Below are 23,800 nucleotides of genomic sequence, written 5' to 3'. Positions count from 1 at the left end.
AAATAAGCCCAGAAGACATCTGATCAAGCAGAACGGGCGCCGGCCCTATGAGGGACATCATGAAGAACTCAGCCATTTCCGAACGCAAGAGCCAGTCGATCTCGCGCGGTGTCGGTATGACCACGCAGATTTACGCCGACCGGGCCGAGAACTCGGAAATCTGGGATGTCGAGGGCCGCCGCTACATCGATTTCTCCTCCGGCATCGCCGTCGTCAACACCGGCCATCGCCACCCCAAGGTCATCGAGGCGGTCAAGGCGCAACTCGACCGCTTCACCCACACCTGCCACCAGGTGGTGCCCTATGAGAGCTATGTAAGGCTGGCCGAACGGCTGAACGGCATTCTTCCGGGCAAGTTCGAGAAGAAGACAATCTTCGTCACCACCGGCGCCGAGGCGGTCGAGAACGTCATCAAGATCGCCCGCAATGCCACCGGCCGCCAGGCCGTCATCGCCTTTGCCGGCGGCTTCCATGGCCGCACCTTCATGGGCATGGCGCTGACCGGCAAGGTCGTGCCCTACAAGGTCGGCTTCGGCGCCATGCCGGCCGACGTCTTCCACGCCCCGTTCCCGGTGCCGCTGCACGGCGTGTCGGTGGCCGATTCGCTTGCCGCGCTCGATCGCCTGTTCAAGGCCGACGTCGATCCGGCCAGGGTCGCGGCCATCATCGTCGAGCCGGTGCAGGGCGAGGGCGGCTTCTACGAAGTGCCGCGCGATTTCATGACCGCGCTGCGCAAGATCTGCGATCAGCACGGCATCCTGCTCATTGCCGACGAGGTGCAGACCGGCTTCGCCCGTACCGGCAAGATGTTCGCCATGGAGCATCATGAAGTGACCGCCGACATCACCACCATGGCCAAGGGCCTGGCCGGCGGCTTTCCGCTGGCTGCGGTCACCGGCCGCGCCGAGATCATGGATGCGCCTGGCCCCGGCGGGCTGGGCGGCACCTATGGCGGCAGCCCGATCGGCGTTGCCGCCGCGCATGCGGTGCTTGACGTGATCGAGGAAGAGAAACTGTGCGACCGCGCCAACTCGCTCGGCGCCAGGCTGAAGCAGCGCCTGGGATCGATCCGCGACGACGTCCCGGAAATCGTCGACATCCGTGGCCCCGGTTTCATGAACGCGGTCGAGTTCAACGACGTCAGGAAGGGCTTGCCATCGGCGGAGATGGCCAATGCGGTCAGGCTGAAGGCACTCGACAAGGGGCTGATCCTGCTCACCTGCGGCGTTCACGGCAACGTCATCCGCTTCCTGGCGCCGCTCACCATCCAGGACGGCATCATGACCGAGGCGCTCGACATTCTGGAAAGCTCGATCCGCGAGGTTCGCGCTGCCTGAAGGGCCGGCGCCCATTTCTCCTGACGGCTTACACTGAGCCCGGTGAACGTGCCGTCAGGAGCTCGGATTCTGTAACCAGGCTGGAATGTCCATCTTGGCGTGCAGCACCCGCCAAACATCGATATGTTCGGTCTGTTCAAGATAAAAAATCAGGTATGGATAGCGCCTGACTTGCACGCTACGCAGACCAGGCAATCCAATTTCGTAGCCATATCTCAGAGAGCCCGATGCGGGATGGCTGGCTAGCAGTTTGTAGGCGTTTTGAAGCTCCTCGATGTAGCCCAATGCCGCGCGCGAACCAGCTTCTCGCGTATAGTAATCGACAGCATCCTCGACATCCCGCAGGGCTAGTTTTCGAGGAATGATCGCCTTTATGGGCACTTACTCTATTGGCCCTGCGCCCGTTTCCGCAGCGCGGCGAAATAGTCGTCGTCAACCGGAGCGCCCGGGGCGGACGATGCGCCCTCAAGGAGCAAGCCGCGCAGAAGCTGACGATCTTGATCGCGGCGGATCAATTCACGCACATACTCGCTGCTCGTGCCATAGCCGCGATCGGTCACTTGCTGATCGACAAAATGCTTCAAGCTTTCCGGCAGGGAGATGTTCATGGTGCTCATTCAGGCATTTTATAGCCTATGGCAAAAATTGGCAATCTTAGGCACTGGCCTCGGCTGACTCTTTGTTCTGGAACGCGACCAGCGCCGCTTTCAATCCGTCCGGCCCCGCTGCCACCGTCTGTGGCGCCGGCGAGAAGCCGGCGCTCAGCATCTTGCGGCCGAGCATGTGGTCGCCGGGGCGGTTGACCGATTCGATGCCGAGCAGCCTGTCTGCGGCATAGTGGTAGATCGAGAACTTGTTGTCGGCGAGATCGCCCAGCACGACATGGCTGTCGCCGCCGGATGTCAGGCCGACCATCTGCAGCTTCATGTCGCCGATGTCGGACCAGAACCAGGGCACGGCCGAATAGGCGTCGGCATGGCCCGTTATGGTGCGCGCGGCAAGCCGCGCCTGGTCGGTGGCGTTCTGTACCGATTCCAGCCGCACGTCGCCGCCGGTGAACCAATGCCGATAGGAGGCGGCGTCGCCGATGGCGAGGATTTCCGGCACCGAGCTACGCATCTGGTTGTCGACGCGAATGCCGTTGGCGATGGTGAGGCCGGCTTCCCCGGCCAGTTCGACATTGGGCACGGCGCCAATGCCGACGACGACCATGCGCGCCGGCAGCCTTTCGCCAGACGAGGTGATCGCTGCCGTGACATGGCCGTTTTCGCCCTCGAGCCTTGCGATCGTGGTGCCGGTGAGAATGTGCACGCCGGTCGCTTCCAGCCGTTGGCGGACATGGCTCGCCACGATCGGCGCCACGGTGCGGCCAAGCAGCCGGTCAACCGCTTCCACGACCGTTACGGTGCGGCCGGCCGCGCGCAGCGTCGCCGCGATCTCCAGCCCGATGAAGCCGCCGCCGAGGATAACGACGTCTTCGCTCCGTGCGCTCAAGTCCCGGATCAGCCGCGCATCGGAAAGCGAGCGCAGCGACACCACACCGGACAGATCCGCGCCCGGCAGCGGCAGCAGGCGCGGGCGCGAGCCGGTGGCGAGGATCAGATGATCGAAGGCAAGTTCGCCGCCGCCTGATATCTCCAAACGGCGACGTCCGGCATCGATGCGGTCGATCCGAACGCCCGGCCGGTAGTCGACGGCGCTGCCGGTGTAAAATGCCTCGCCACGCAAGGGTTGCGGCTTGGCCTCGGCATCCTTGATGAAGGTCTTCGACAGCGGCGGCTTGTGATAGGGCAGTTCGTTCTCGTCGCCGACGAGGATCACCGGCCCGTCGTAACCCTCCTCGCGCAGGCTTGCCGCCGCCTGCACGCCCGCATGTCCCGCACCGACAATGACCACGCCGTTCTTCATCGCATTCCGATCCCAAGCTTGATTTTAGGATGTCTCGCCACGTGGCAATTGTCTGGCGCCGCCGCAAGAGGCCATTTGCGGGTCGCACCCGGAACGGCGGCTGTCAATCGGACAGTTCGGCGATGACGTCGGCACACGGTGCAGGCGGCTAAAGTTGACTATCGCAGTTTAGAATAATTCTAAACTGTTGTTTCGATTGAGTTTTCCTGTCGATTTTCGTTGACTTCCATCGGTCCTGAAGCTTTATGGGGCCTCGCGCATCGGCGCATCCCTTTGATGTCTGGGCCTTGAACCCTTTCGATTGGAGGCATTTTGGTGTCTTTCTTCTTCGACCCGCGCGACAGCGCGGCATGCCCCGCGAATGACGGCCTGCACATGGCCTGGCGCCGGTTGTCGCGCGCGCCGTTCACAAAATTCCCGAAAAACTGGAGAGTGATAATGACGGCACGACATGGCAGCAGGCTTGCGGCGATCAGTGCCACGGCGCTGCTGACGGCGGCGGTGTTCGTGCTGCCGGCCAAGGCCGAGAGCGATCCCAAGGCGGTCATCAAGACCTATGCCGACATCGCGCTTGCCAAATACGAGGATTCGCTGACCACCGCGCAGGCGCTCGACAAGGCGGTCGATACCTTGTTGGCCAAGCCTTCGGCCGAGACGCTCAATGCCGCCCGCGAGGCCTGGAAGGCATCGCGCGTTCCCTACCAGCAGACCGAGGTCTACCGCTTCGGCAACAAGATCGTCGACGACTGGGAAGGCAAGGTGAATTCCTGGCCGCTGGACGAAGGCCTGATCGATTATGTCGCCAAGAGCTACGGCACAGAATCCGACGCGAATTCGCTCTACACGGCCAATGTGATCGCCAACAAGGAGATCGAGATCAACGGCAAGAAGGTGGACGCCTCGAACCTTTCGCCGGAATTCCTCTCCGGCACGCTGCAGGAGGCCGGCGGCGTGGAGGCCAATGTCGCCACCGGCTACCATGCCATCGAGTTCCTGCTCTGGGGTCAGGACCTGCACGGCACCGGACCGGGCGCCGGCGAGCGCCCCTACACCGACTATGATCTCAAGAACTGCACCGGCGGCAATTGCGACCGCCGCGCGGAATATCTGAAGTCAGCCAGCACGCTTTTGGTGTCCGACCTCCAGGAGATGGTCGGCGACTGGAAGGAAGGCGGCGCTGCGCGCAAGAACCTGGTCGACGGCGAGCCGAACGCCGCTATTTCGGCCATCTTCACCGGCATGGGCTCGCTCTCCTACGGAGAACTCGCCGGCGAGCGCATGAAGCTCGGCCTGCTGCTGCACGATCCGGAAGAGGAGCATGACTGCTTCTCCGACAACACCTACAATTCCCATCTTTATGACGCCGTCGGTATCCGCGCCGCCTATCACGCCAGCTACACCAGGCTGGACGGCACCGTCGTTTCAGGGCCGTCGGTGGCGGACATGGTCAAGGCGGCCGATCCGGCCATCGACAAGGAACTGTCTGACAAGCTCGATGCCACCGTCGCCAAGATGGAGGCAATCAAGGCCCGCGCCGAAGGCGGCGAGGCTTACGACCAGCAGATCGCCGAAGGCAACACCGAGGGCAACGCCACGGTGCAGGCGGCAATCGACGCACTGGTCGACCAGACCAAATCGGTCGAACGCGCCGTCGGCGCGCTGAAGCTCAACGCCATCGCCTTTGAGGGTTCAGACAGCCTCGATGCGCCGGACAAGGTGTTCCAGTAAGCGTCGAAGCCTGGAAGCCCGGGCCGAAGTCACAAAGGCTTCGGCGCGGGGAAGATAGAGTCAAGCCACACGGCGCGGAAGGCGCCGTCAGCCATCCGAGCAAGTTTATGCTAATCTGCCATTGCAACATCATCACCGAGAAGGAGATTGAGCAGACGATCGTCGGGCTGCTGGACCAGGATCCCTGGCAGCTCATCGTGCCGGCAAAAGTCTATCACGCCATGCACAAGCGCGGTCGCTGTTGCGGCTGCTTCCCAAATGTGGTCGAAACGATCATTCGGGTCACCGAGAACTACCACGCCCGCTCGCAGGCGAGCGGCGTTGACATCGTTTCACATCTGGATCGCGTCAGAGGCCTGCGCGTCCAATACGGGAGCAGAACCCATGAAAGGCGAACCACAGATCATCGAGCGGCTTAACGAGGCTCTGTTCCTGGAGCTTGGTGCCGTCAATCAGTATTGGGTCCATTTCCGTCTGCTGGAGGACTGGGGATACGCCAAGCTCGCCAAGAAGGAACGCGCCGAATCGATCGAGGAGATGCACCATGCCGACAAGCTCGTGGCCCGGATCATCTTCCTGGAAGGGCACCCCAATCTGCAGTCCGTGGCGCCGCTGCGTATCGGACAGAACGTGAAGGAAGTGCTCGAATCCGACCTTGCCGGCGAGTATGACGCTCGCACCGCCTACAAGCGCTCGCGCGAGGTCTGCAACGAAGCCGGCGACTATGTCAGCATGAAACTGTTCGAGGAACTCTTGGCCGACGAGGAGGGGCACATCGACTTCCTCGAGACGCAGCTCGATCTGCTTGCCTCGATCGGCGAAGAAAAATACGGCCAGCTCAATGCCGCATCGGCGGACGAGGCGGAGTAAGGGCATGCGGGAATGCGGCGCACCCTAGCATTGCTGCGCCGCTGGCGGCGGGCCGAAGGCCTGTCGTCAAACAGAAAACCGGGAAGCGTCGTGCTTTCCGGTTCGGCCGCCATCATTCTTTTGGCCTTCGCCACGGGCGGGTCCGGCTCGCAGCAGCCCGCCAATTTCGCCGCCACGCGCACCGACCTCAGCCCGAAGGATCAGGCGCGCGTCACAGCCGTTACCAGGCCGACCAAGGACTTCTCGAAACCCGAGCAGTTCGAATTGATGCAAGGCGGCGCCGGCACATCCAGGAAGGACGTCAACCGCGATTCCTTCTCGCAATCGTCGGCCAACATCACCTTCGAGGAAGAAGGCACCTTCAAGCTGGGCAACGCCCTGTTCCGCAAGAATTGGGTGTCGTCGCCGTCCTCGACGCAGGCTTCCGACGGGCTCGGACCGCTGTTCAACGAACGCGCCTGCCAGAACTGCCATCTGAAGGACGGCCGCGGCCGTCCGCCGCAAGGCACCGGCAGCACGTCGATGTTCCTGCGGCTGGCGCGAGAGGCGAGCACCGAGGAGGAGAAGGCTGGGCTTGCCGACCACAGGCTGCTCAACATCCCCGATCCGGTCTACGGTTCGCAGCTGCAGGATCTTGCCGTCCCCGGCCTGCGCGGCGAGGGCCGGATGCGCGTCGACTACAGCGAGGAAAAAGTCGGGCTCGGCGACGGCACCGTGGTTTCACTGCGCAAGCCCACTTACGCGGTCGATGATCTGGCCTACGGCCTGCTCGATCCGCGCACCACGCTGTCGCCGCGCCTGACGCCGCCGATGATCGGGCTCGGCCTGATCGAGCAGATCGCGCCCGCTGATATAATCGCCCATGCCGATCCGAACGACCGGGACGGCGACGGCATTTCCGGCAGGCCGAACATCGTGCGCGACGGCATGAGCGGCGAGCTCACCCTTGGTCGTTTCGGCTGGAAGGCGCAGACCGCGTCGATCCGCCAGCAGGCCGCGGATGCCTTTGCCGGCGACATCGGCATCTCGACGCCGGAGGAGCCCAAACATTGGGGCGACTGCACCGCCGCCGAGAAGGATTGCCTTGCCATGCCGGATGGCGTGCAGGAGCGGCTCGGTCAGGCCGAGGCGCCGGCGCCGGTCATGGACCTCGTCACCTTCTATTCGCAGAACCTGGCCGTGCCGGCACGCCGCGACCTCGGCGCCCCGGATGTGCTCGCCGGCAAGAAATTGTTCTACGAGATCGGCTGCGCTTCCTGCCACGCGCCGAAATTCGTAACCCGCCGCGACGCGCCCAACAAGGCGCAGGCCTTCCAGCTTATCTGGCCCTATTCCGACTTCCTGCTGCACGACATGGGCCCCGGCCTTGCCGACGGCCAGGCGGTGGGCGAGGCGACGGGCAACGAATGGCGCACGCCGCCGCTATGGGGCATAGGCCTCACCGAAACGGTCAACGGCAACAATTTTTATCTGCACGATGGCCGCGCCCGCAGCCTGGTCGAGGCGATTCTTTGGCATGGCGGCGAGGGCCAGAAATCGCGCGACCGCTTCGCCGCCGCCGGCGCCGCCGACCGCGAGGCATTGCTCAAATTCCTGGAGTCCCTGTGATGTTGAAGCGTCCCGCGCTGGTAATCCTTCTTCCTCTGGCCCTGCTGGGCGCCACCCCCGCATCGGCGGGGGTGAAGGCCACCGACGTCATCCAGCGGGCAATCGACGGCTTTGTCCGGCCGGCCTATGCCAGTCTGCACGACCGCGCGGCGGGCTTGAACAAGGCGATGCACGCGCTTTGCGAAAAACCCTCAAAGGGCGATCTCGATGCGGCACGCGCCGAATTCTCGCGCACGGTGGATGCCTGGTCGTCGGCCGAGATCATCGGGTTCGGCCCGATCAAGGAAAACAACCGGCTGGAGCGAATGCTGTTTTGGCCGGATCGCAAAAGCATCGGCCTGAAACAGGTGCAGGCCGCGTTGGCCGCCCAAGACCCGAGCGCCACCGATCCGGCACAGCTTTCCGGCAAGAGCGTCGCCATGCAGGGGCTCGGCGCCTTGGAGTTCGTGCTCTACGGTGACGGCGCCGATGCGCTTGCCGGCAAGAACGATCCCTATCGCTGCGCCTATGGCGCGGCGGTTGCCGGCAACATCGAAACCATGGCCGGCGATGTCGCCGACGCCTGGAACAGGCCGGACGGCTTTGCGGCGCTCTGGGCCAATCCGGGGCCGCAGAATCCGCTCTATCGCGACGGCACGGAAGCGGTGACGGAACTGGTCGGCATCTTCATCAACGAGCTGGACATGGTTCGCGACGTGCGCCTGAAAGGCTTCCTGGGCGGCAAGCCGGAGGCGGACAAGCCGAAACAGGCGATCTACTGGCGTTCGCAAAACACCACCAATTCGCTGGCCGGAAACCTTGCCGGCATCGACGGGCTGTTCGAGGCCTCGAAGCTCGGCGATGCGCTGCCGGCCGATGCGCGCTGGATGGCGGAATCGATCCGTATCCAGCTGGTCAACGGCGTCGCCACCGCGAAGTCGGTCCAGGGCCCGATCGACATGGCGCTCGCCGACCCGGCGCTGCGCGCAAAGCTCGAGCATCTCGCGCTGATCACCTCCAGCCTGTCGACCCTGTTCGGCACCAGGCTGACCGCCGAATTCGGCCTGACCGCCGGTTTTTCCTCGCTGGATGGGGACTGAGCGTGAAAACCTCCCTCATTGACCGTCGCGATTTCCTGAGAGCCGCGGGCATCGGTTTTGCCGCCGCGATGGCGCCGCCGGCCTGGGCAAATACGCTTGCCGCCGATGCCGTCTTCGCCACCGCCTTCGTCAAGCGCGACGGCAGCTATGGCGCCGCAATCCTGTCCGAGGCCGGCAAGCTCCTGCACGCGATCGACTTGCCCGACCGCGGCCACGACGTCACCTTCGATCCCATATCGAAGCGCTCAGTGGTGTTCGCCCGCCAGCCCGGCACCTTCGCCGTGGTCTTCGATCACGCCGGGCGCGATGAACCGCTGACCATCGCCAGCATCACCGGCCGGCATTTCTTCGGCCATGGCGTGTTCTCCCCGGACGGCGCCTTGCTTTATGCCACCGAGAACGATTTCGACAACGCGGCCGGCGTCGTCGGCGTCTACGACGCGCGGGCGAAATTCAAGCGCCTTGGTGAATTCCCGACCTATGGCATGGGACCCCACGAGCTTCTGCTCCTGGGCGACGGCAGGACGATCGCCGTTGCCAATGGCGGCATCGAGACTCATCCCGATTATGGCCGCGCCGAGCTCAACATCGCCACCATGAAGCCATCCTATGTACTCATCGACCGTGTCACCGGCGATCCGGTCGAGAAGCACGAATTGCCGGCGGCGCTGCACCAGTTGTCGATCCGCCACATGGACACCGACCAGACCGGCACCGTCTGGTTCGGCTGCCAGTACCGGGGACCCGGCACCGACCGTCCGCTGCTGGTCGGCCGCGCGGCGCGTGGCAAGGATTTGCAGCTCCTCGACATGCCGCGGGATGTCCTGTCCAGCTTCCGCAACTATATCGGTTCCGTCGCCGCCAATCCGGTTGCCGGCACCATTGCCGTCTCTTCGCCGGAAGGCAATTCGCTTGTGGTGATCGATGCGGCGAGCGGGCGGCTCGTCTCGTCAAGCGCACTGGTCGAGGTCTGCGGCGTGGCGCCCGACGGGACGGGTTTCATGGCTACCACCGGAGCCGGCGAAATCGTCGAGGGCAATGGCGCGACACGGTCCGAACCGGACTATGTCTGGGACAACCACATGCTGCGCATAGCGCCTGCCGCATAGACACCGTTCCCGCTGTGCCGGAACGAAGCCGCTTAACAAATTATGCGCTATCCCCTTGCGGTGGCGCGCTGTGGCAGGCACAGGGAATTGTTTTTCGAACCGGTCGTTTCATGAAAGTGCTCGCCATCGACTGTGCCGCCAACCTCTGCGCCGCCTGCGTCTATGATGCCGGGGCGAGGCAGGAACTCGGCCGCGCGGTGCTCGATCTCGGCAAGGGCCATGCCGAGCATCTGATGGGCGTCATCGCCGAGGCGCTGAAGGCCGGTGCAACCGCCTATGCCGGTCTTGGCGCCATCGCCGTCTCCGTCGGCCCCGGTTCCTTCACCGGCCTGCGCGTCGGGGTTTCCACGGCGCGCGGCCTGGCGCTGGCGCTCAAGGTGCCTGCAATCGGCGTGACGACGCTCGAGGCGCTGGCAGCCGAGGCGGCACGGGCATTTCCCGGCCGCGCCGTGCTGGCCGCGCTCGATGCCGGCCGCGAGGAGATCCATGCCGCTCTCTATGATGAAATGTCGGTTTTGACTTACGGTCCGGCCGTGGTCACGCTGGCGGATGCCGTGGCCATGGCGAACGAGCGGTCTTCGGTGCTCGCCGGAACCGCCGCGACGCGGATCGCGGCATCCGCCGGACGCGCCTTCGACATCGGACCCGAGACGGCGACCGCGGACATTCTCACTTACGCCCGCCTGGCGGCCGCCAAGGGCGAGGGCGAGAGGCCGAAACCTCTTTATCTGCGCGGCGCCGACGCCAAGCCGCAGGCCGGGTTCATACTTTCCAGGCAAGGGAAATAATGCGCATACCTTTTCTCCAGCCGCGCCGCCGCGATTACGCGCTCGAACCGCTCAGGACCACCGACAGTCCGGCGGTCTCGCTGCTGCACCGCGAGGACTTCGTCCGCCCCTGGACCGATGGCGAGTTCGCGGCCTTGCTCGAACAGGACACCGTGTTCGGCTATGCCGCGCGCGAAACCGGGCACGGCGCCAAGCCGCCGGTCGGCTTCGTGCTGGCCCGGCTGGCGGCCGGCGAGGGCGAGATCCTGACCGTTGCAGTGGCGCGGTCGCATCGCCGCCAGGGGCTCGGCTGGCAGTTGATGGATGCGGTGCTGCGCGAACTGCACGCGCAACGCGCCGAAGCGCTCTTCCTCGAGGTCGACGAGACCAATGTCGCCGCGATCGCCCTCTACAGGCGTCTCGGGTTCCGCGAGGTCGGCAAGCGCCCCAACTATTACAGGTCGCCAGAGCATGGCCCGACCGGCGCGCTTGTCATGCGCCGCGATCTTCGCTAGCCAGGGTTTCGGGGTGGAGCGATGATCGGAAAAATCAGGATTTTCCTGGCGATAGGGCTGGTCGTCGCCGGTTCGCTGATCCTGGTGCCTTTGCAGGTCCTGTCGATGAAGACCGGCTGGTGGCCGGAAACCTTCATCCTCAAGATCTGGCACAGGCTGATCGTCAGGGCGCTCGGCATGCGCATCCATGTAAAGGGCACGATGTCCGACCGCCGCCCCTTGTTGATTGCCTCAAATCACATCTCCTGGACCGACATCATGGTGCTGGGCTCGTTTGCCGATGTGAAGTTCATCGCCAGGGCCGACATGGAAGGCTGGCCGCTGATCGGCATGCTGTCGAAGCTGCAGCGCACCGTCTTCATCGAGCGTGAGCGCAAGCGCTCGTCCGGCGACCAGGCGAGCGAGATCGCCAACCGCATGGCCAAGGGCGATGCCATGGTGCTGTTTGCCGAGGGCTCGACGGGCGACGGCAACATCGTCCTGCCCTTCAAGAGCACGCTGTTCGGTGCCGCCTCAATGGCGATTTCGGAGGGCGCGGCGGAGCAGGTCTTCATCCAGCCGGTAGCGATCGCCTATACCCGGTTGCATGGCGTGCCGCTCGGCCGCCGGCACCGGCCGATCGCGGCGTGGATCGGCGACGAGGATCTGATGCCGCACCTCAAGGTGCTGATGGCCGAAGGCGCGCTCGATGTCGAGGTGCATTTCGGCGAACCGATCGCCTTCGCCAAGGGGTCGAACCGGAAGGAAACGGCGAAGCTGATGGAAAGCCGCGTGCGCGAAATGATGCAGGCGGCACTGGCCGCGCCGCGCCCGAGCCGCTGAATCCCGAAGGCCCCCAGGCAGAATCGTCTGTTTTTTGTCGCGGAAAGGCGTTAGAAGCCGCCGGATGGACTTGAACACGGTTGAAACCGACGACATCGGCACTGCGGCTGGACAGCAGCCAGTGATTTCCGCGGCAGCGAAAAAGGTCTTCGTCAAGACTTATGGCTGCCAGATGAACGTCTATGACTCGCAGCGCATGACAGATGCGCTGGCCGCCGACGGCTACACGGCGACGCAGACCATCGGCGAAGCCGATCTGGTGCTGCTAAACACCTGCCATATCAGGGAAAAAGCGGCTGAAAAGGTCTATTCCGAGCTCGGCCGCATCCGCGAAATGAAGGCCGAACGCGCCGCCGCCGGCCGCGAATTGCTGATCGGCGTCGCGGGTTGCGTGGCGCAGGCCGAAGGCGCCGAGATCATCCGCCGCTCGCCCGCCGTCGACCTGGTCATCGGCCCGCAGACCTATCACCGGCTGCCGGACGTACTGGCCAGGGTGCGCGGCGGCGAGAAGATCGTCGAAACCGACTACGCCATTGAGGACAAGTTCGAGCACTTGCCGCAGCCGAAGCGCGCCGAGGTGATCAAGCGCGGCGTCACCGCCTTCCTCACCGTCCAGGAGGGCTGCGACAAGTTCTGCACCTTCTGCGTCGTGCCCTACACCAGGGGGTCCGAAGTGTCGCGGCCGGTGGCACAGATCGTCGCCGAAGCCGAGCGCCTGGCGGAAGCCGGGGTGCGCGAGGTGACGCTGCTTGGCCAGAACGTCAATGCCTGGCATGGGCAGGGCGAAAACGGCGAGGAATGGGGCCTTGGCCGCCTTCTGTTCAGGCTGGCCGAAATTCCCGGGCTGGCGCGCCTGCGCTACACCACGAGCCATCCACGCGACATGGACGACGAGTTGATAGCGGCCCATCGCGACCTGCCGGCATTGATGCCGTATCTGCATCTGCCGGTGCAATCCGGGTCCGACCGCATCCTGAAGGCGATGAACCGCAGGCACACGGCGGATGATTATCTGGCGCTGCTCGACCGCATCCGTTCCGTGCGGCCCGATATCGCGCTGTCGGGCGATTTCATCGTCGGTTTCCCCGGCGAGACCGAGACGGATTTCGAGGCGACGATGGAGTTGGTGCGCCAGGTGAACTACGCCTCGGCCTTTTCGTTCAAATATTCGCCGCGCCCCGGCACGCCGGGCGCCGAGATGGCCGGCCATGTGCCGGAAGCGGTCAAGGACGAGCGTTTGCAGCGGCTCCAGGCGCTGCTTTTGAAGCAGCAGCAGGATTTCGGCTTGAGTCTCGTCGGCCGCACCATAGATACGCTGATCGAGAAGCCAGGTCGCCAGGCCGGCCAGAAGGTCGGACGCTCACCTTGGCTTCAGCCCGTTATTGTTGATGAAAAGGCCGGCGAAATCGGTGACATTATCCAGGTGCGAATCACGAAGACGGGTTACAATAGCCTGTTCGCCGAATTGGTCTGATGACCTCGGCAGATGAGGAGAGACGGTTGAGCGCAGCGGAGCTGAAGAACCTGCCCCCGGTACCGGCATCTGGGGCTTCTGACATGGCGCACATCGTACTGACTTTCGACAACAACAAGCTTGCCAGCGCCCTCTACGGCCAGTTCGACGAGAACCTCGCCCGGCTCGAGCAGAAACTGGGCGTCGACATCCGCTCGCGCGGCAACCAGCTCACCATCAAGGGATCGGCTTCCGCCGCCGAGCAGGCCCGCCGGGCGCTCGACAATCTCTACGGCATTCTCCAGAAGGGGGTGGATATCGGCCAGTCCGATGTCGACGGCGCCGTGCGCATGGCGGTCGCCGCCGATGACCAGCTCACGCTGCCGACGCTGGAGCGCAAGGGCAAGGTTTCGGCCGCCCAGATATCGACGCGCAAGAAGACGATCTACGCCCGCTCGCTCACGCAGGACGCGTATATGCGGGCGCTGGAGCGCTCGGAACTGGTGTTCGGCATCGGCCCGGCCGGTACCGGCAAAACCTACCTGGCGGTGGCGCATGCGGCGATGCTGCTCGAACGCGGCATGGTCGAGCGCATCGTGCTGTCGCGGCCTGCCGTCGAGGCCGGCGAGCGGCTGGGCTTCCTGCCGGGCGACATGAAGGAGAAGGTCGATCCCTACCTGCGGCCGCTCTACGACGCGCTCTATGACATGATGCCGGCCGACAAGGTCGAACGCGCCATCGCCGCCGAGGTGATCGAGATCGCACCGCTCGCCTTCATGCGCGGCCGCACGCTGGCGCATGCCGCCGTCATTCTCGACGAGGCGCAGAACACCACGCCGATGCAGATGAAGATGTTCCTGACCCGTCTGGGCGAGAATTCGCGCATGATCGTCACCGGCGACCCGACGCAGATCGACCTACCGCAGAACACCAAGTCCGGCCTTGTCGAGGCGCTCCGGATCCTCGATGGTGTGACCGGCATGGTGACGGTCCGCTTCAATGAAGGCGACGTCGTCAGGCATCCGCTGGTCGCCGAGATCGTCAAGGCCTACGACCGTGACGGCAAGCTCGCCCGCGGTCTGGGGACCGAAGGCTGATTTGATCGAGCGACCTCATGGTTGAGCCCGAAACGCCGAACGGGCCGGCTCCGCCGCTGCCCGTCGACATTGATCTGACGGTCGAGGCTGGGCATTGGCCGGACGAAGCCGAGCTTGTCCGGCTGGTCGCCGCCGCCGCCGCCGCTGCATTCGCCGAGACGGGTGCGGCTGGCCGTTCCGAACTCAGCGTCGTTTTTTCCGACGATGCCCATGTCCAGGCGCTCAACGCCGGCTGGCGCGGCAAGGACAAGCCGACCAACGTCTTGTCTTTTCCGGCATTTCCTTTCCCCAAGGGCGGTCCCCTGCCGCCGATGCTCGGCGATATCGTGCTGGCCGCGGAGACGGTGGCGCGCGAGGCGGGACTGGAAGACAAGCCGCTGGAGAACCATATTTCCCATCTCGTCATCCACGGCCTGCTGCATCTCATGGGCCATGATCACGAGACCGATGCCGAGGCCGAGGAGATGGAGGCCGTCGAGCGCGCCGCGCTCGCCAGACTTGCCATTCCCGATCCCTACGCGTAACTACTTCTAACCAATTGACGGACGAAGATGAACGACAAACCTGAAACTGCCGTCCGCCCCGACGCCGGCAGTGCGACCAAGGCTTCCGACACGTCGGAAGAGGGATCAAGTCCGAGTACCGTTACCCCTGGTGTTGCCAACACCGGCAGCGTCGCCGGTGAGCCGTCGCCTGCCGGGCCTTCCCTGTTCAACCGCGTTCTGGGCCTGTTCAGGCAACGCAACGGAACCAGCCTGCGCGAGGAGATCGCCGGCGCGCTCGCCGAGACGACGAGCGATGTCGAATCCTTTTCGCCGGGCGAACGCGCCATGCTCAACAACATCCTGCGGCTGCGCGAGGTGCGCGTCGAGGACGTCATGGTGCCGCGCGCCGACATCGAGGCGGTCGAGATCACGACCACGCTTGGCGATCTGCTTGGCATGTTCGAGCAGTCCGGCCATTCCCGCATGCCGGTCTATGCCGAGACGCTCGACGACCCGCGCGGCATGGTCCATATCCGCGACGTGCTGGCCCATATCACCAAGATTGCGCGCGTCAGGAAAGGCCGGGCGACCAGGAAGACACCCGCCGCCACGGTTCTCGACCTCACCCAGGTCGATCTCTCGCGCACCATAGGCGAACTGAACCTGATCCGGCCGGTGCTGTTCGTGCCGCCGTCCATGCTGGCCTCCGATCTGATGGGCCGCATGCAGACGACCCGCACGCAGATGGCGCTGGTCATCGACGAGTATGGCGGCACCGACGGGCTCGTCTCGCTCGAGGATATCGTCGAGATGGTGGTCGGCGACATCGAGGACGAGCACGACGACGACGAGCCGATGATCACCCAGACCGGTGAAGGCGTGTTCGTCGTCGACGGCAAGGCCGAGATCGACGAGGTCGCCAAGATGATCGGCGGGGATTTCGCCGCCGGCGAACATGGCGAGTATGTCGACACCATCGGCGGCATGATCTTCAACACGCTTGGCCGGGTGCCGGCGCGCGGCGAGGTGGTGCAGGCCATCCCTGGCTTCGAGTTCCATGTGCTCGACGCCGATCCGCGCCGCGTCAAGCGCGTGCGCATCGTGCAGAACCAGAAGGGCGAACGTCGCCGCCGCGCCGCGGCGCGCACCGAGCAGGCTTAAGCGCCTGCGGATGACCGAAGACCCCTTCAAGCACGCCGCCTTGGGATCCGGCGTGTTCTACAGGGATCCGCAGGCCGCGCTGGATTGGCTGGAGGCAGCTTTCGGCTTCGAGCGCAGCATGGTGGTCAGCGATGCCGACGGCAAGCTCGTCCATTCCGAGATGCGGTTCGGCGACTGCTACATCATTGTCGATTCCGAATGGAGCGACTACGTCGCCAGCCCGGCCTCGGTCTCGGGCAAGAACACGCAGTCGGTCTATGTCAGGCTGAAAGACGGCATTGATGCACATTGTGAGCAGGCGCGGACGGCGGGTGCCGGTATAATCCAGGAGCCGGCGGACCAGTTCTACGGCGAGCGCCAGTATCGGGCGCGCGATCCCGAGGGCCATGTCTGGACCTTCACCCAGACCATCCGCTCCGTTCCGCTGGAAGAGGCCGAACGGCTCGGCGACGTGCGCATAGAAGGGTGGCACCGCTGATCCATGTCGCCCTAAATAACTTCGGTTTTGGGAGGAGGACATGCACAAAAACAAAGACCTAAGGCGCGTCGTCTGATCAGTTCAAACGCGATGCGCTCCAGCAGTGGTGAGTGGGTTTCACGGCAGACCACCCGAAGTTTGGAGCGCAGGCCGCGGCCTGATAAATCTGCTGCCGTGATTCGCACGACTCGGAACAATGCATGAACCGCCTGGCCGGCCGGATAATTCTGTTTTGGGGTTGGCGGCGTGCGCTCGTGGCGTTCCTCGCGGGCGCCCTGGCGGTGCTCGGCCAGGCGCCGTACGATTTCTTTGCCGCTTGTTTCATTTCGTTTCCGCTGCTGGTCTGGCTGCTCGACGGGGCGACCGGTGAGGCCTCGGGCAGCCTGTTTGCGCGGCTGCGGCCGGCCTTTGCCGTCGGCTGGTGGTTCGGCTTCGGCTATTTCCTCGCCGGCCTGTGGTGGATCGGATCGGCGCTGCTTGTAGAGGCCGACAGTTTCGCTTGGGCGCTGCCCTTCGCGGTGGTCGGCATCCCCTTTGCATTGGCCTTCTTCTACGGCTTTGCGGCCATGGTCGCCCGGCTCCTGTGGAGCAACGACATCGGCCGCATCGCGGCCCTGGCCGCCGCCTTCGGGCTGGCCGAGTGGCTGCGCGGCTTCCTGTTCACCGGCTTTCCCTGGAACGCGATCGGCTACGCGGCGATGCCGGTGCCCCTGCTGATGCAGAGCGTCTCGGTCACCGGGATGGTCGGCATGAACGTGCTCGCCGTGTTCGTCTTCTCGCTGCCGGCGCTGCTGGCGGCGCGCACGCATCTTCGTCTTGGCGTCGCGCTGCTTGTCGTGCTCGTGGCCGCTCATGCCGGCTTCGGCTATCTCAGGCTCAACGCTCCGGCCGCGCCTGAGGCCCGCACGATCGATGTGCGCATCGTCCAGCCGGCCGTCGACCTTTCGGAAAAGTGGGACGCCTCGGTGCGCGACCGTATCTTCGCCACCTTGATAGGCCTGTCGGCCAAGGCGCCGGACCCCGGCCATGAAAAGCCGCAACTGATCCTGTGGCCCGAAACCTCGGTCCCGTTCCTCCTCACCGAGCGGCCGGACGCTTTGACCGCACTGGGCGACATGCTGGACGCCGGCCAGATGCTGATCGCCGGCGTCGTGCGCGAGGAAGGCGGTGCGGCGGCCGGTGCCGGCAGCCGCTACTACAACTCCGTGGTGGCGATCAACGACAAGGGCGAAATCGCTGACGCCGTCGACAAGGTCCATCTGGTGCCGTTCGGCGAATACCTGCCTTTCGCCGACCTGCTCGATCGTTTCGGCATCGAACAACTGGTCGCTGGCCCGGTGACCTTCACGGCAGGCAATGAGCGGCATGCGATCACGCTGCCGGATGGCGTCCGCGCCTTGCCCTTCATCTGTTACGAAGTGATCTTTCCCGAACTGGTGGCGGTTGACGCAACGTCAGCGCAGCTTATTGTCAACGTTACCAACGATGCGTGGTTCGGCGATACGCCGGGTCCCTATCAGCATTTCAGGCAGGCTCAGATTCGCGCGGTGGAGAACGGGTTGCCCTTGTTGCGTGCGGCCAACAACGGCATCTCGGCGGTTGTCGACCCACGGGGGCGCATCGTCGATGCGCTGGCGATCGACGCGCGCGGGGCCATCGACGTCCGTGTGCCAATCTCGCGGCAAGCGGTCGTGTCCGCCGGCCAGCTGCGCATTAACGGAATGCTGATCATGTTGCTGTTTGCCCTGGCTGCCGTCCTGTTCAATGTAAGGCAAAGGCTACGGGTGAATTGACAGTCGACACATTAGAAACTCATACTGTAACGCCTGAAAATTTCTCGAAGCCGGTGGATCGTTCTGTTGGGGCAGTCGCCTCCGGCTTTGTTTGGGTAGGAAAAAAATCACAAAGCCGAAAAAATTCGGCGAGGAAAAAATGACAGAAGATAACAAGAAGAAACCGAATCCGATCGACATCCATGTTGGAAGTCGCATCCGGCTTCGCCGCAATATGTTGGGAATGAGCCAGGAAAAACTAGGCGAGAACCTCGGCATCACATTTCAGCAGATACAGAAATATGAAAAGGGCACCAACCGGGTCGGCGCAAGCCGCCTGCAGGCGATAGCATCCATACTCGGCGTGCCTGTCGCCTTCTTTTTCGAGGATGCGCCGGGCCAGGAGAGCCCGGCCGGCCGCGGTTTCGCGGAGGATGCTTCGATGGCTTTCGCCGTGGAATTCTGCGGCAGCCCGGAGGGCCTTCAACTCAACCGGGCCTTCGTTAAGATCGCCGACGTCAAGGTGCGTCGCAGGATCATAGACCTGGTGAAGTCGCTGGCGTCCGAAGATTCCGACTGATCCGCAACAGGACTCGACCGGCGGCATTTCGGCCGCTGGTGGTACAAAATATCGACATCGACATTCATGCCAGAAGGGCGGCACCGCTTGACGAGCGGCGCTTCGCCCCGCTAACACGTGGCGCGCCAAATCGGCAGCCTGCCGATCGTTTTTTCAAGAGGGGACACCCGTGACGCGGCAGAACTACTTCTTTACCTCGGAATCCGTTGCCGAGGGCCATCCCGACAAAGTCTGTGACCGGATATCCGACGAGATCGTCGACCTGGTCTACCGTGAGGCCAAGAAGACGGGCATGGATCCGTGGAAAGTCCGCGTCGCCTGCGAGACGCTGGCGACCACCAACCGCGTCGTCATCGCCGGCGAGGTGCGCGTTCCCGAGACGCTGCTGAAGAAGGACAAGGAAGGCAACATCCTGAGGGATGCCGCCGGCCATCCGGTCGTCAACCCGGCGAAGTTCAAGTCGGTCGCCCGCAAGGCGATCCGCGAGATCGGCTATGAGCAGGCCGGCTTCCACTGGAAAAAGGCCAAGATCGACGTTCTGTTGCATGGCCAGTCGCCCGACATCGGCCAAGGCGTCGACAATGCCTCCGACCGCCAGGGCGAGGAGGGTGCCGGCGACCAGGGCATCATGTTTGGCTATGCCTGCCGCGAGACGCCGGACCTGATGCCGGCGCCGATCTACTACAGCCACAAGATCCTCGAACTTCTGGCCGCCGCCCGCCACCAGAACAACGGCGATGCAGGCAAGCTCGGGCCGGACGCCAAGAGCCAGGTCACCGTCCGCTATATCGACGGCAAGGCCGCCGAAGCGACGCAGATCGTGCTGTCGACCCAGCACCTCGATGCGAGCTGGGATTCCAAGAAGGTGCGCAAGGTCGTCGAGCCCTATATCCGCGAGGCATTGGGTGACCTCAAGATCGCCGACGATTGCATGTGGTACATCAATCCGACCGGCAAGTTCGTTATCGGCGGGCCTGATGGCGACGCCGGGCTGACCGGCCGCAAGATCATCGTCGACACCTATGGCGGCGCCGCACCCCATGGCGGCGGCGCTTTCTCGGGCAAGGACACCACCAAGGTCGACCGTTCGGCCGCTTATGCGGCGCGCTACCTGGCCAAGAACGTTGTGGCGGCGAAACTTGCCGACCGCTGCACCATCCAGCTTTCCTACGCCATCGGCGTCGCCCAGCCCTTGTCGGTCTATGTCGACCTGCACGGCACCGGCAAGGTCGACGAGGCAAGGCTCGAGGAGGCGCTGCGCACTGTGATGGACCTGTCGCCGTCCGGCATCCGCCGCCACCTCGACCTCAACAAGCCGATCTACGCCAAGACCTCGTCCTACGGTCATTTCGGCCGCAAGGCCGGCCGCGACGGATCTTTTTCCTGGGAAAAGACCGATCTCGCCAAGGCGCTCAAGGATGCTGTCGCTGCCTGAGGGCGGCGACAGGACCTTGATCAGCCGATGAGTTCCGGGGACAGGCCAAGCCGCGCGACAGAAGCCTTCTTCGGCCGTCGGCGCGGCAAGCCGGTTCGCCCGCAGCAGGCGGCGGCGCTGGAAAGCGGCCTCGACGCCTATCGGCTCGATCTGACGACCGAGGCGCCGTCGGATCTGCGGGCTCTGTTCGAAGCCGATGTTTCCGCCGTTCGCCTCGAAATCGGCTTTGGCGGCGGCGAGCATCTCCTGCATCGCGCGACCGAAGCGCCGATGACCGGCTTTATCGGTGTCGAGCCCTTCGTCAACGGCATGGCCAAGATGATGATGGCGGTGCGGGAAAAGCCGCTGGCCAACCTCAGGGTCTACGACGACGACGCCACGCGGCTGCTCGACTGGCTGCCGCAGGCCTCGCTCGATGGCATCGACCTGCTCTATCCCGATCCGTGGCCGAAGAAGAAGCACTGGAAGCGCCGTTTCGTCAGCCCGGTCAATCTCGAGCGTTTCGCACGCGTTGTGAAGCGTGGCGGCGAATTCCGTTTCGCTTCCGACATCGACACCTATGTGAACTGGACCCTGCTGCATTGCCGCGCGCATGGCGGTTTCGCCTGGCAGGCTGCAGAGGCCGTCGACTGGCATCGCCCCTACGATGGCTGGCCAGGCACCCGCTACGAGGCGAAAGCCGTCCGCGAGGGCAGGCGGCCGGCCTATCTTACCTTCATCAGGACCTAGGCATCAGGTCCCAGGCATCGGGATTGGGCATCAGGATCCAGGCGCCCTTCGTGAGGGGGGCGATCTTCAATTGTTGCGGGGACACAGAAATCGAATGTCGCCCGTTGGCCGGAGTTCAGAAACGGCCGATCTTGTCGAAAGCCGTCGGATCCATGCCGAGCCTGCGCAGATCCTGGGCGTGCGGCTTGCGGCTGGCTTCCACCGCCCGCGACGCGGCTACGGCGCTGCCGAATGTGGTGAAGAGATCGCCTATGGCGGAAAAAACCTTGCGGCTGTTCATTGTCATGTCCTTTCGCGTGCGGTGACGCGCTATCGCTATCGTTTTGTGCAATGCAACATAGATAGGAGCGCGGCTTGAGGACCAACAAGGGCCGTTGCCGCATGGATGGCATGCACCTGGCGCAAGCCCAATGCACCGGACATGCGCTCAGTTGGGACGGCGGGCTTGAAACACCGGGGCGGATCGTTTATATCAGCCTCAAATTCTTGGTCGGTATGACGAAGAGTGGGTCCACCCGGTCCCGCTCTTTTTTATTACCTGCCGACGGCTAGAGAATGATCGACAGGAATCGAATGACGTCAACGGCAAGCGAGAGCGACGATCGCATCATCCGCGAAAGCGGCATCGATGCGCGCATCGCGCTGATCGTCCAGCCGGTGCTGCGCGGCATCGGCTTTCGCCTTGTACGCGTGCATCTGTCCGGCCAGAACGGGCTGACGCTGCAGATCATGGCTGAGCGCGAGGACGGCACCATGACCGTCGAGGATTGCGAAGAGGTGAGCCGTGCGGTGTCGCCGGCGCTCGACGTCGACGATCCCATCGAGAAGGCGTATCATCTCGAAGTCTCATCGCCCGGCATCGACCGGCCGTTGGTGCGCAAATCGGATTTCGTGACCTGGACCGGTCATCTGGTGAAGATGGAAACATCGGTCGTTGTCGCGGATCGCAAGCGCTTCAAGGGCAAGATCGCCGAAGCCGGTGAGAACGATGTGCTGATCGAGCGCGACAAGGCGGCCTACGGTGAGGAGCCGACAGTGCGCGTGCCCTACGACGCCATTGCCGAAGCCCGGCTGATCCTGACCGACGACCTCATCCGTGATGCGTTGTCGAAGGACAACAGGGCGCGCAAGGAAGCCAAGAAACGCCGCGGCGAACCGGACGACGACGTACCGGAGGGTACGGAACCGGGCGCTACGGAAGAACACGAACAGGAAAGTTGATTGAGCTGCCAGGCCCCAGGGGCCGGCAAACAGGCTCGGGAGAAAAAACATGGTTGTAAGCGCCAACAGACTTGAACTGCTGCAGATTGCCGATGCGGTCGCGCGTGAAAAGTCGATCGACAAGTCGATCGTCATCGCCGCCATGGCTGATGCGATCCAGAAGGCGGCACGCTCGCGTTATGGCCAGGAGACCAACATCCGCGCCGACATCAACCCCAACACCGGTGAGATGAAGCTGCAGCGGCTGATGGAAGTGGTCGAGAAGGTCGACGACTATGCCACGCAGATCGCCATTTCCTCGGCGCGCGAGCGCAATCCCGACGCCCAGCTCGGCGACTTCATCGCCGAACAGCTGCCGCCGATGGATTTCGGCCGCATCGCCGCCCAGTCGGCCAAGCAGGTCATCGTGCAGAAGGTGCGCGAGGCCGAGCGCGACCGCCAGTATGACGAATACAAGGACCGCATCGGCGAGATCGTCAACGGAACCGTCAAGCGCGTCGAATACGGCAATGTCATCGTCGATCTCGGCCGTGGCGAAGCGATCATCCGCCGCGACGAGCTGATCCCGCGCGAAAACTACAAATATGGCGATCGCGTCCGCGCCTATGTCTACGACGTGCGCCGTGAGCAGCGCGGCCCGCAGATCTTCCTGTCGCGCACCCATCCGCAGTTCATGGCCAAGCTCTTCACCATGGAAGTGCCGGAGATCTATGACGGCATTATCGAGATCAAGTCGGTCGCCCGCGATCCCGGTTCGCGCGCCAAGATCGCCGTCATCTCGCGCGACAGCTCGATCGATCCGGTCGGCGCCTGCGTCGGCATGCGCGGCAGCCGCGTCCAGGCGGTCGTCGCCGAATTGCAGGGCGAGAAGATCGACATCATTCCGTGGTCGCCCTCGGCCGCATCCTTCATCGTCAATGCGTTGCAGCCGGCGGAAGTCGCCAAGGTCGTGCTCGACGAAGACGCCGAGCGCATCGAAGTGGTGGTGCCGGACGACCAGCTGTCGCTGGCCATCGGCCGCCGCGGCCAGAATGTGCGCCTCGCTTCGCAGCTCACCGGCTGGGATATCGACATCCTGACCGAGGCCGAGGAATCCGAGCGCCGCCAGAAGGAATTCGTCGAGCGCTCGGCGCTGTTCATGGAAGCTCTCGACGTCGACGAGATGGTCGGCCAGGTGCTCGCCTCCGAAGGCTTCACCAGCGTCGAGGAAGTCGCCTATGTCGATGCCGGCGAAATCGCCTCGATCGACGGCTTCGATGAGGATACCGCCTCGGAGATCCAGACCCGGGCCCGCGAATATCTGGAGAAGATCGAAGCCGAGCACGACGAAAAGCGCAAGGCGCTGGGCGTCAAGGACGAGCTGCGCGAAATCCCCGGCATCACCACCGCCATGATGGTGACGCTCGGCGAGGACGGCGTGAAGACGATCGAGGATTTCGCCGGCTATGCCGCCGACGACCTCACCGGCTGGAAGGAACGCAAGGACGGCGAGACCAAGGTGTATCCGGGCGTGCTGGCCGATCATGGCGTTTCGCGCGCCGATGCCGAGCAGATGGTGCTCGCGGCCCGTCTCAAGGCCGGCTGGATTTCCGAAGACGAGCTTGCAGCCGAAGAAGCGCCGGCTGACGAAGCCGTTGGTGCGTGAG

General features: G+C 64.0%; 25 protein-coding genes. 21 read left to right on the top strand and 4 right to left on the bottom strand.

What is annotated here, in order from left to right; all coding sequences use genetic code 11:
- Positions 1 to 59: 59 nt before the first annotated feature.
- Positions 60 to 1,337, top strand: coding sequence for a 4-aminobutyrate--2-oxoglutarate transaminase (locus LB541_RS09595; protein ID WP_140670860.1), 1,278 nt, complete (start codon positions 60 to 62; stop codon positions 1,335 to 1,337).
- A 54-nt stretch (positions 1,338 to 1,391) separates the two neighbouring features.
- Here LB541_RS09595 and LB541_RS09590 read toward each other — a convergent pair whose 3' ends face one another.
- The 3 genes from LB541_RS09590 to LB541_RS09580 are packed head-to-tail and all read right to left on the bottom strand — an operon-like array spanning position 1,392 to position 3,245.
- Entirely contained in the window at positions 1,392 to 1,712 is a 321-nt protein-coding gene (locus tag LB541_RS09590; RefSeq protein WP_181175321.1) for a type II toxin-antitoxin system RelE/ParE family toxin, read from the bottom strand.
- Positions 1,713 to 1,723: 11 nt separating this feature from the next.
- Complete coding sequence (locus tag LB541_RS09585; protein WP_140496834.1) at positions 1,724 to 1,954, bottom strand: type II toxin-antitoxin system ParD family antitoxin; 231 nt, start codon at positions 1,952 to 1,954, stop codon at positions 1,724 to 1,726.
- Positions 1,955 to 1,991: 37 nt separating this feature from the next.
- Positions 1,992 to 3,245: an NAD(P)/FAD-dependent oxidoreductase gene (locus LB541_RS09580; RefSeq protein ID WP_140670864.1), complete on the bottom strand. Its 1,254-nt coding sequence runs from the start codon at positions 3,243 to 3,245 to the stop codon at positions 1,992 to 1,994.
- A 438-nt stretch (positions 3,246 to 3,683) separates the two neighbouring features.
- On the opposite strand from LB541_RS09580, the gene LB541_RS09575 reads away from it, so the two are divergent.
- From LB541_RS09575 to trmB, 18 genes are all read left to right on the top strand, one after another.
- Positions 3,684 to 4,973: an imelysin family protein gene (locus tag LB541_RS09575; RefSeq protein WP_140556727.1), complete on the top strand. Its 1,290-nt coding sequence runs from the start codon at positions 3,684 to 3,686 to the stop codon at positions 4,971 to 4,973.
- 107 nt (positions 4,974 to 5,080) lie between these two features.
- Positions 5,081 to 5,392 (top strand): (2Fe-2S)-binding protein, encoded by a 312-nt coding sequence (locus LB541_RS09570; protein ID WP_140523850.1) that lies wholly within the window; start codon positions 5,081 to 5,083, stop codon positions 5,390 to 5,392.
- Positions 5,358 to 5,843 carry a bacterioferritin gene (gene bfr / locus LB541_RS09565; RefSeq protein WP_140496826.1) on the top strand — a complete coding sequence of 162 codons (486 nt, stop codon included), beginning with the start codon at positions 5,358 to 5,360 and terminating at the stop codon, positions 5,841 to 5,843. The genes LB541_RS09570 and bfr overlap by 35 nt, the downstream gene beginning before the upstream one ends.
- Positions 5,844 to 5,855: 12 nt before the next feature.
- On the top strand, positions 5,856 to 7,451 hold the full coding sequence (locus LB541_RS09560) for a di-heme oxidoredictase family protein (RefSeq protein ID WP_140670866.1): 1,596 nt from the start codon (positions 5,856 to 5,858) through the stop codon (positions 7,449 to 7,451).
- Entirely contained in the window at positions 7,451 to 8,530 is a 1,080-nt protein-coding gene (locus LB541_RS09555; protein ID WP_140670868.1) for an imelysin family protein, read from the top strand. Before LB541_RS09560 ends, LB541_RS09555 begins: the two co-directional genes overlap by 1 nt.
- 2 nt (positions 8,531 to 8,532) lie before the next feature.
- Positions 8,533 to 9,639, top strand: a complete 1,107-nt coding sequence (locus tag LB541_RS09550; protein WP_140670870.1) for a DUF1513 domain-containing protein — start codon at positions 8,533 to 8,535, stop codon at positions 9,637 to 9,639.
- 110 nt (positions 9,640 to 9,749) lie between these two features.
- The gene (gene tsaB / locus LB541_RS09545) at positions 9,750 to 10,427 is read left to right on the top strand and encodes a tRNA (adenosine(37)-N6)-threonylcarbamoyltransferase complex dimerization subunit type 1 TsaB (RefSeq protein ID WP_140670872.1); all 678 of its coding nucleotides are present in this window, start codon (positions 9,750 to 9,752) and stop codon (positions 10,425 to 10,427) included.
- On the top strand, positions 10,427 to 10,921 hold the full coding sequence (gene rimI / locus LB541_RS09540) for a ribosomal protein S18-alanine N-acetyltransferase (protein ID WP_140550098.1): 495 nt from the start codon (positions 10,427 to 10,429) through the stop codon (positions 10,919 to 10,921). Before tsaB ends, rimI begins: the two co-directional genes overlap by 1 nt.
- 21 nt (positions 10,922 to 10,942) lie before the next feature.
- Complete coding sequence (locus LB541_RS09535) at positions 10,943 to 11,743, top strand: lysophospholipid acyltransferase family protein (protein WP_140670875.1); 801 nt, start codon at positions 10,943 to 10,945, stop codon at positions 11,741 to 11,743.
- A gap of 64 nt (positions 11,744 to 11,807) precedes the next feature.
- Positions 11,808 to 13,217 carry a tRNA (N6-isopentenyl adenosine(37)-C2)-methylthiotransferase MiaB gene (gene miaB, locus LB541_RS09530; RefSeq protein WP_224618225.1) on the top strand — a complete coding sequence of 470 codons (1,410 nt, stop codon included), beginning with the start codon at positions 11,808 to 11,810 and terminating at the stop codon, positions 13,215 to 13,217.
- Between the two features lie 83 nt (positions 13,218 to 13,300).
- Entirely contained in the window at positions 13,301 to 14,293 is a 993-nt protein-coding gene (locus LB541_RS09525) for a PhoH family protein (protein WP_224518987.1), read from the top strand.
- Between the two features lie 17 nt (positions 14,294 to 14,310).
- Positions 14,311 to 14,817: an rRNA maturation RNase YbeY gene (gene ybeY / locus LB541_RS09520; RefSeq protein ID WP_140513162.1), complete on the top strand. Its 507-nt coding sequence runs from the start codon at positions 14,311 to 14,313 to the stop codon at positions 14,815 to 14,817.
- 27 nt (positions 14,818 to 14,844) lie between these two features.
- Positions 14,845 to 15,939 carry a hemolysin family protein gene (locus tag LB541_RS09515; protein ID WP_140513164.1) on the top strand — a complete coding sequence of 365 codons (1,095 nt, stop codon included), beginning with the start codon at positions 14,845 to 14,847 and terminating at the stop codon, positions 15,937 to 15,939.
- Positions 15,940 to 15,949: 10 nt separating this feature from the next.
- Positions 15,950 to 16,417: a VOC family protein gene (locus LB541_RS09510; RefSeq protein WP_140523867.1), complete on the top strand. Its 468-nt coding sequence runs from the start codon at positions 15,950 to 15,952 to the stop codon at positions 16,415 to 16,417.
- Positions 16,418 to 16,617: 200 nt separating this feature from the next.
- On the top strand, positions 16,618 to 18,210 hold the full coding sequence (lnt, locus tag LB541_RS09505) for an apolipoprotein N-acyltransferase (RefSeq protein WP_140496802.1): 1,593 nt from the start codon (positions 16,618 to 16,620) through the stop codon (positions 18,208 to 18,210).
- A 139-nt stretch (positions 18,211 to 18,349) separates the two neighbouring features.
- Positions 18,350 to 18,769, top strand: a complete 420-nt coding sequence (locus LB541_RS09500; protein ID WP_140496800.1) for a helix-turn-helix domain-containing protein — start codon at positions 18,350 to 18,352, stop codon at positions 18,767 to 18,769.
- Positions 18,770 to 18,938: 169 nt separating this feature from the next.
- The gene (metK, locus tag LB541_RS09495; RefSeq protein WP_140496798.1) at positions 18,939 to 20,204 is read left to right on the top strand and encodes a methionine adenosyltransferase; all 1,266 of its coding nucleotides are present in this window, start codon (positions 18,939 to 18,941) and stop codon (positions 20,202 to 20,204) included.
- 27 nt (positions 20,205 to 20,231) lie between these two features.
- Positions 20,232 to 20,933, top strand: coding sequence for a tRNA (guanine(46)-N(7))-methyltransferase TrmB (gene trmB, locus LB541_RS09490; RefSeq protein WP_140624826.1), 702 nt, complete (start codon positions 20,232 to 20,234; stop codon positions 20,931 to 20,933).
- A 115-nt stretch (positions 20,934 to 21,048) separates the two neighbouring features.
- Here the strand turns inward: trmB and LB541_RS09485 are convergent, their stop codons facing one another.
- Positions 21,049 to 21,213, bottom strand: a complete 165-nt coding sequence (locus LB541_RS09485; protein WP_181165285.1) for a hypothetical protein — start codon at positions 21,211 to 21,213, stop codon at positions 21,049 to 21,051.
- A gap of 293 nt (positions 21,214 to 21,506) precedes the next feature.
- Here LB541_RS09485 and rimP point away from each other — a divergent pair, with 293 nt between their 5' ends.
- On the top strand, positions 21,507 to 22,154 hold the full coding sequence (gene rimP, locus LB541_RS09480) for a ribosome maturation factor RimP (RefSeq protein ID WP_140496792.1): 648 nt from the start codon (positions 21,507 to 21,509) through the stop codon (positions 22,152 to 22,154).
- Positions 22,155 to 22,203: 49 nt separating this feature from the next.
- Positions 22,204 to 23,799: a transcription termination factor NusA gene (gene nusA / locus LB541_RS09475; protein ID WP_140496790.1), complete on the top strand. Its 1,596-nt coding sequence runs from the start codon at positions 22,204 to 22,206 to the stop codon at positions 23,797 to 23,799.
- The last annotated feature ends 1 nt before the right edge of the window (position 23,800 follow it).

The organism is Mesorhizobium sp. BR1-1-15 (genome assembly GCF_020165475.1).
GTDB lineage: Bacteria > Pseudomonadota > Alphaproteobacteria > Rhizobiales > Rhizobiaceae > Mesorhizobium.
Note: the sequence above shows the minus strand (reverse complement) of the source record. Positions and strands in the feature narration are given on the sequence as shown.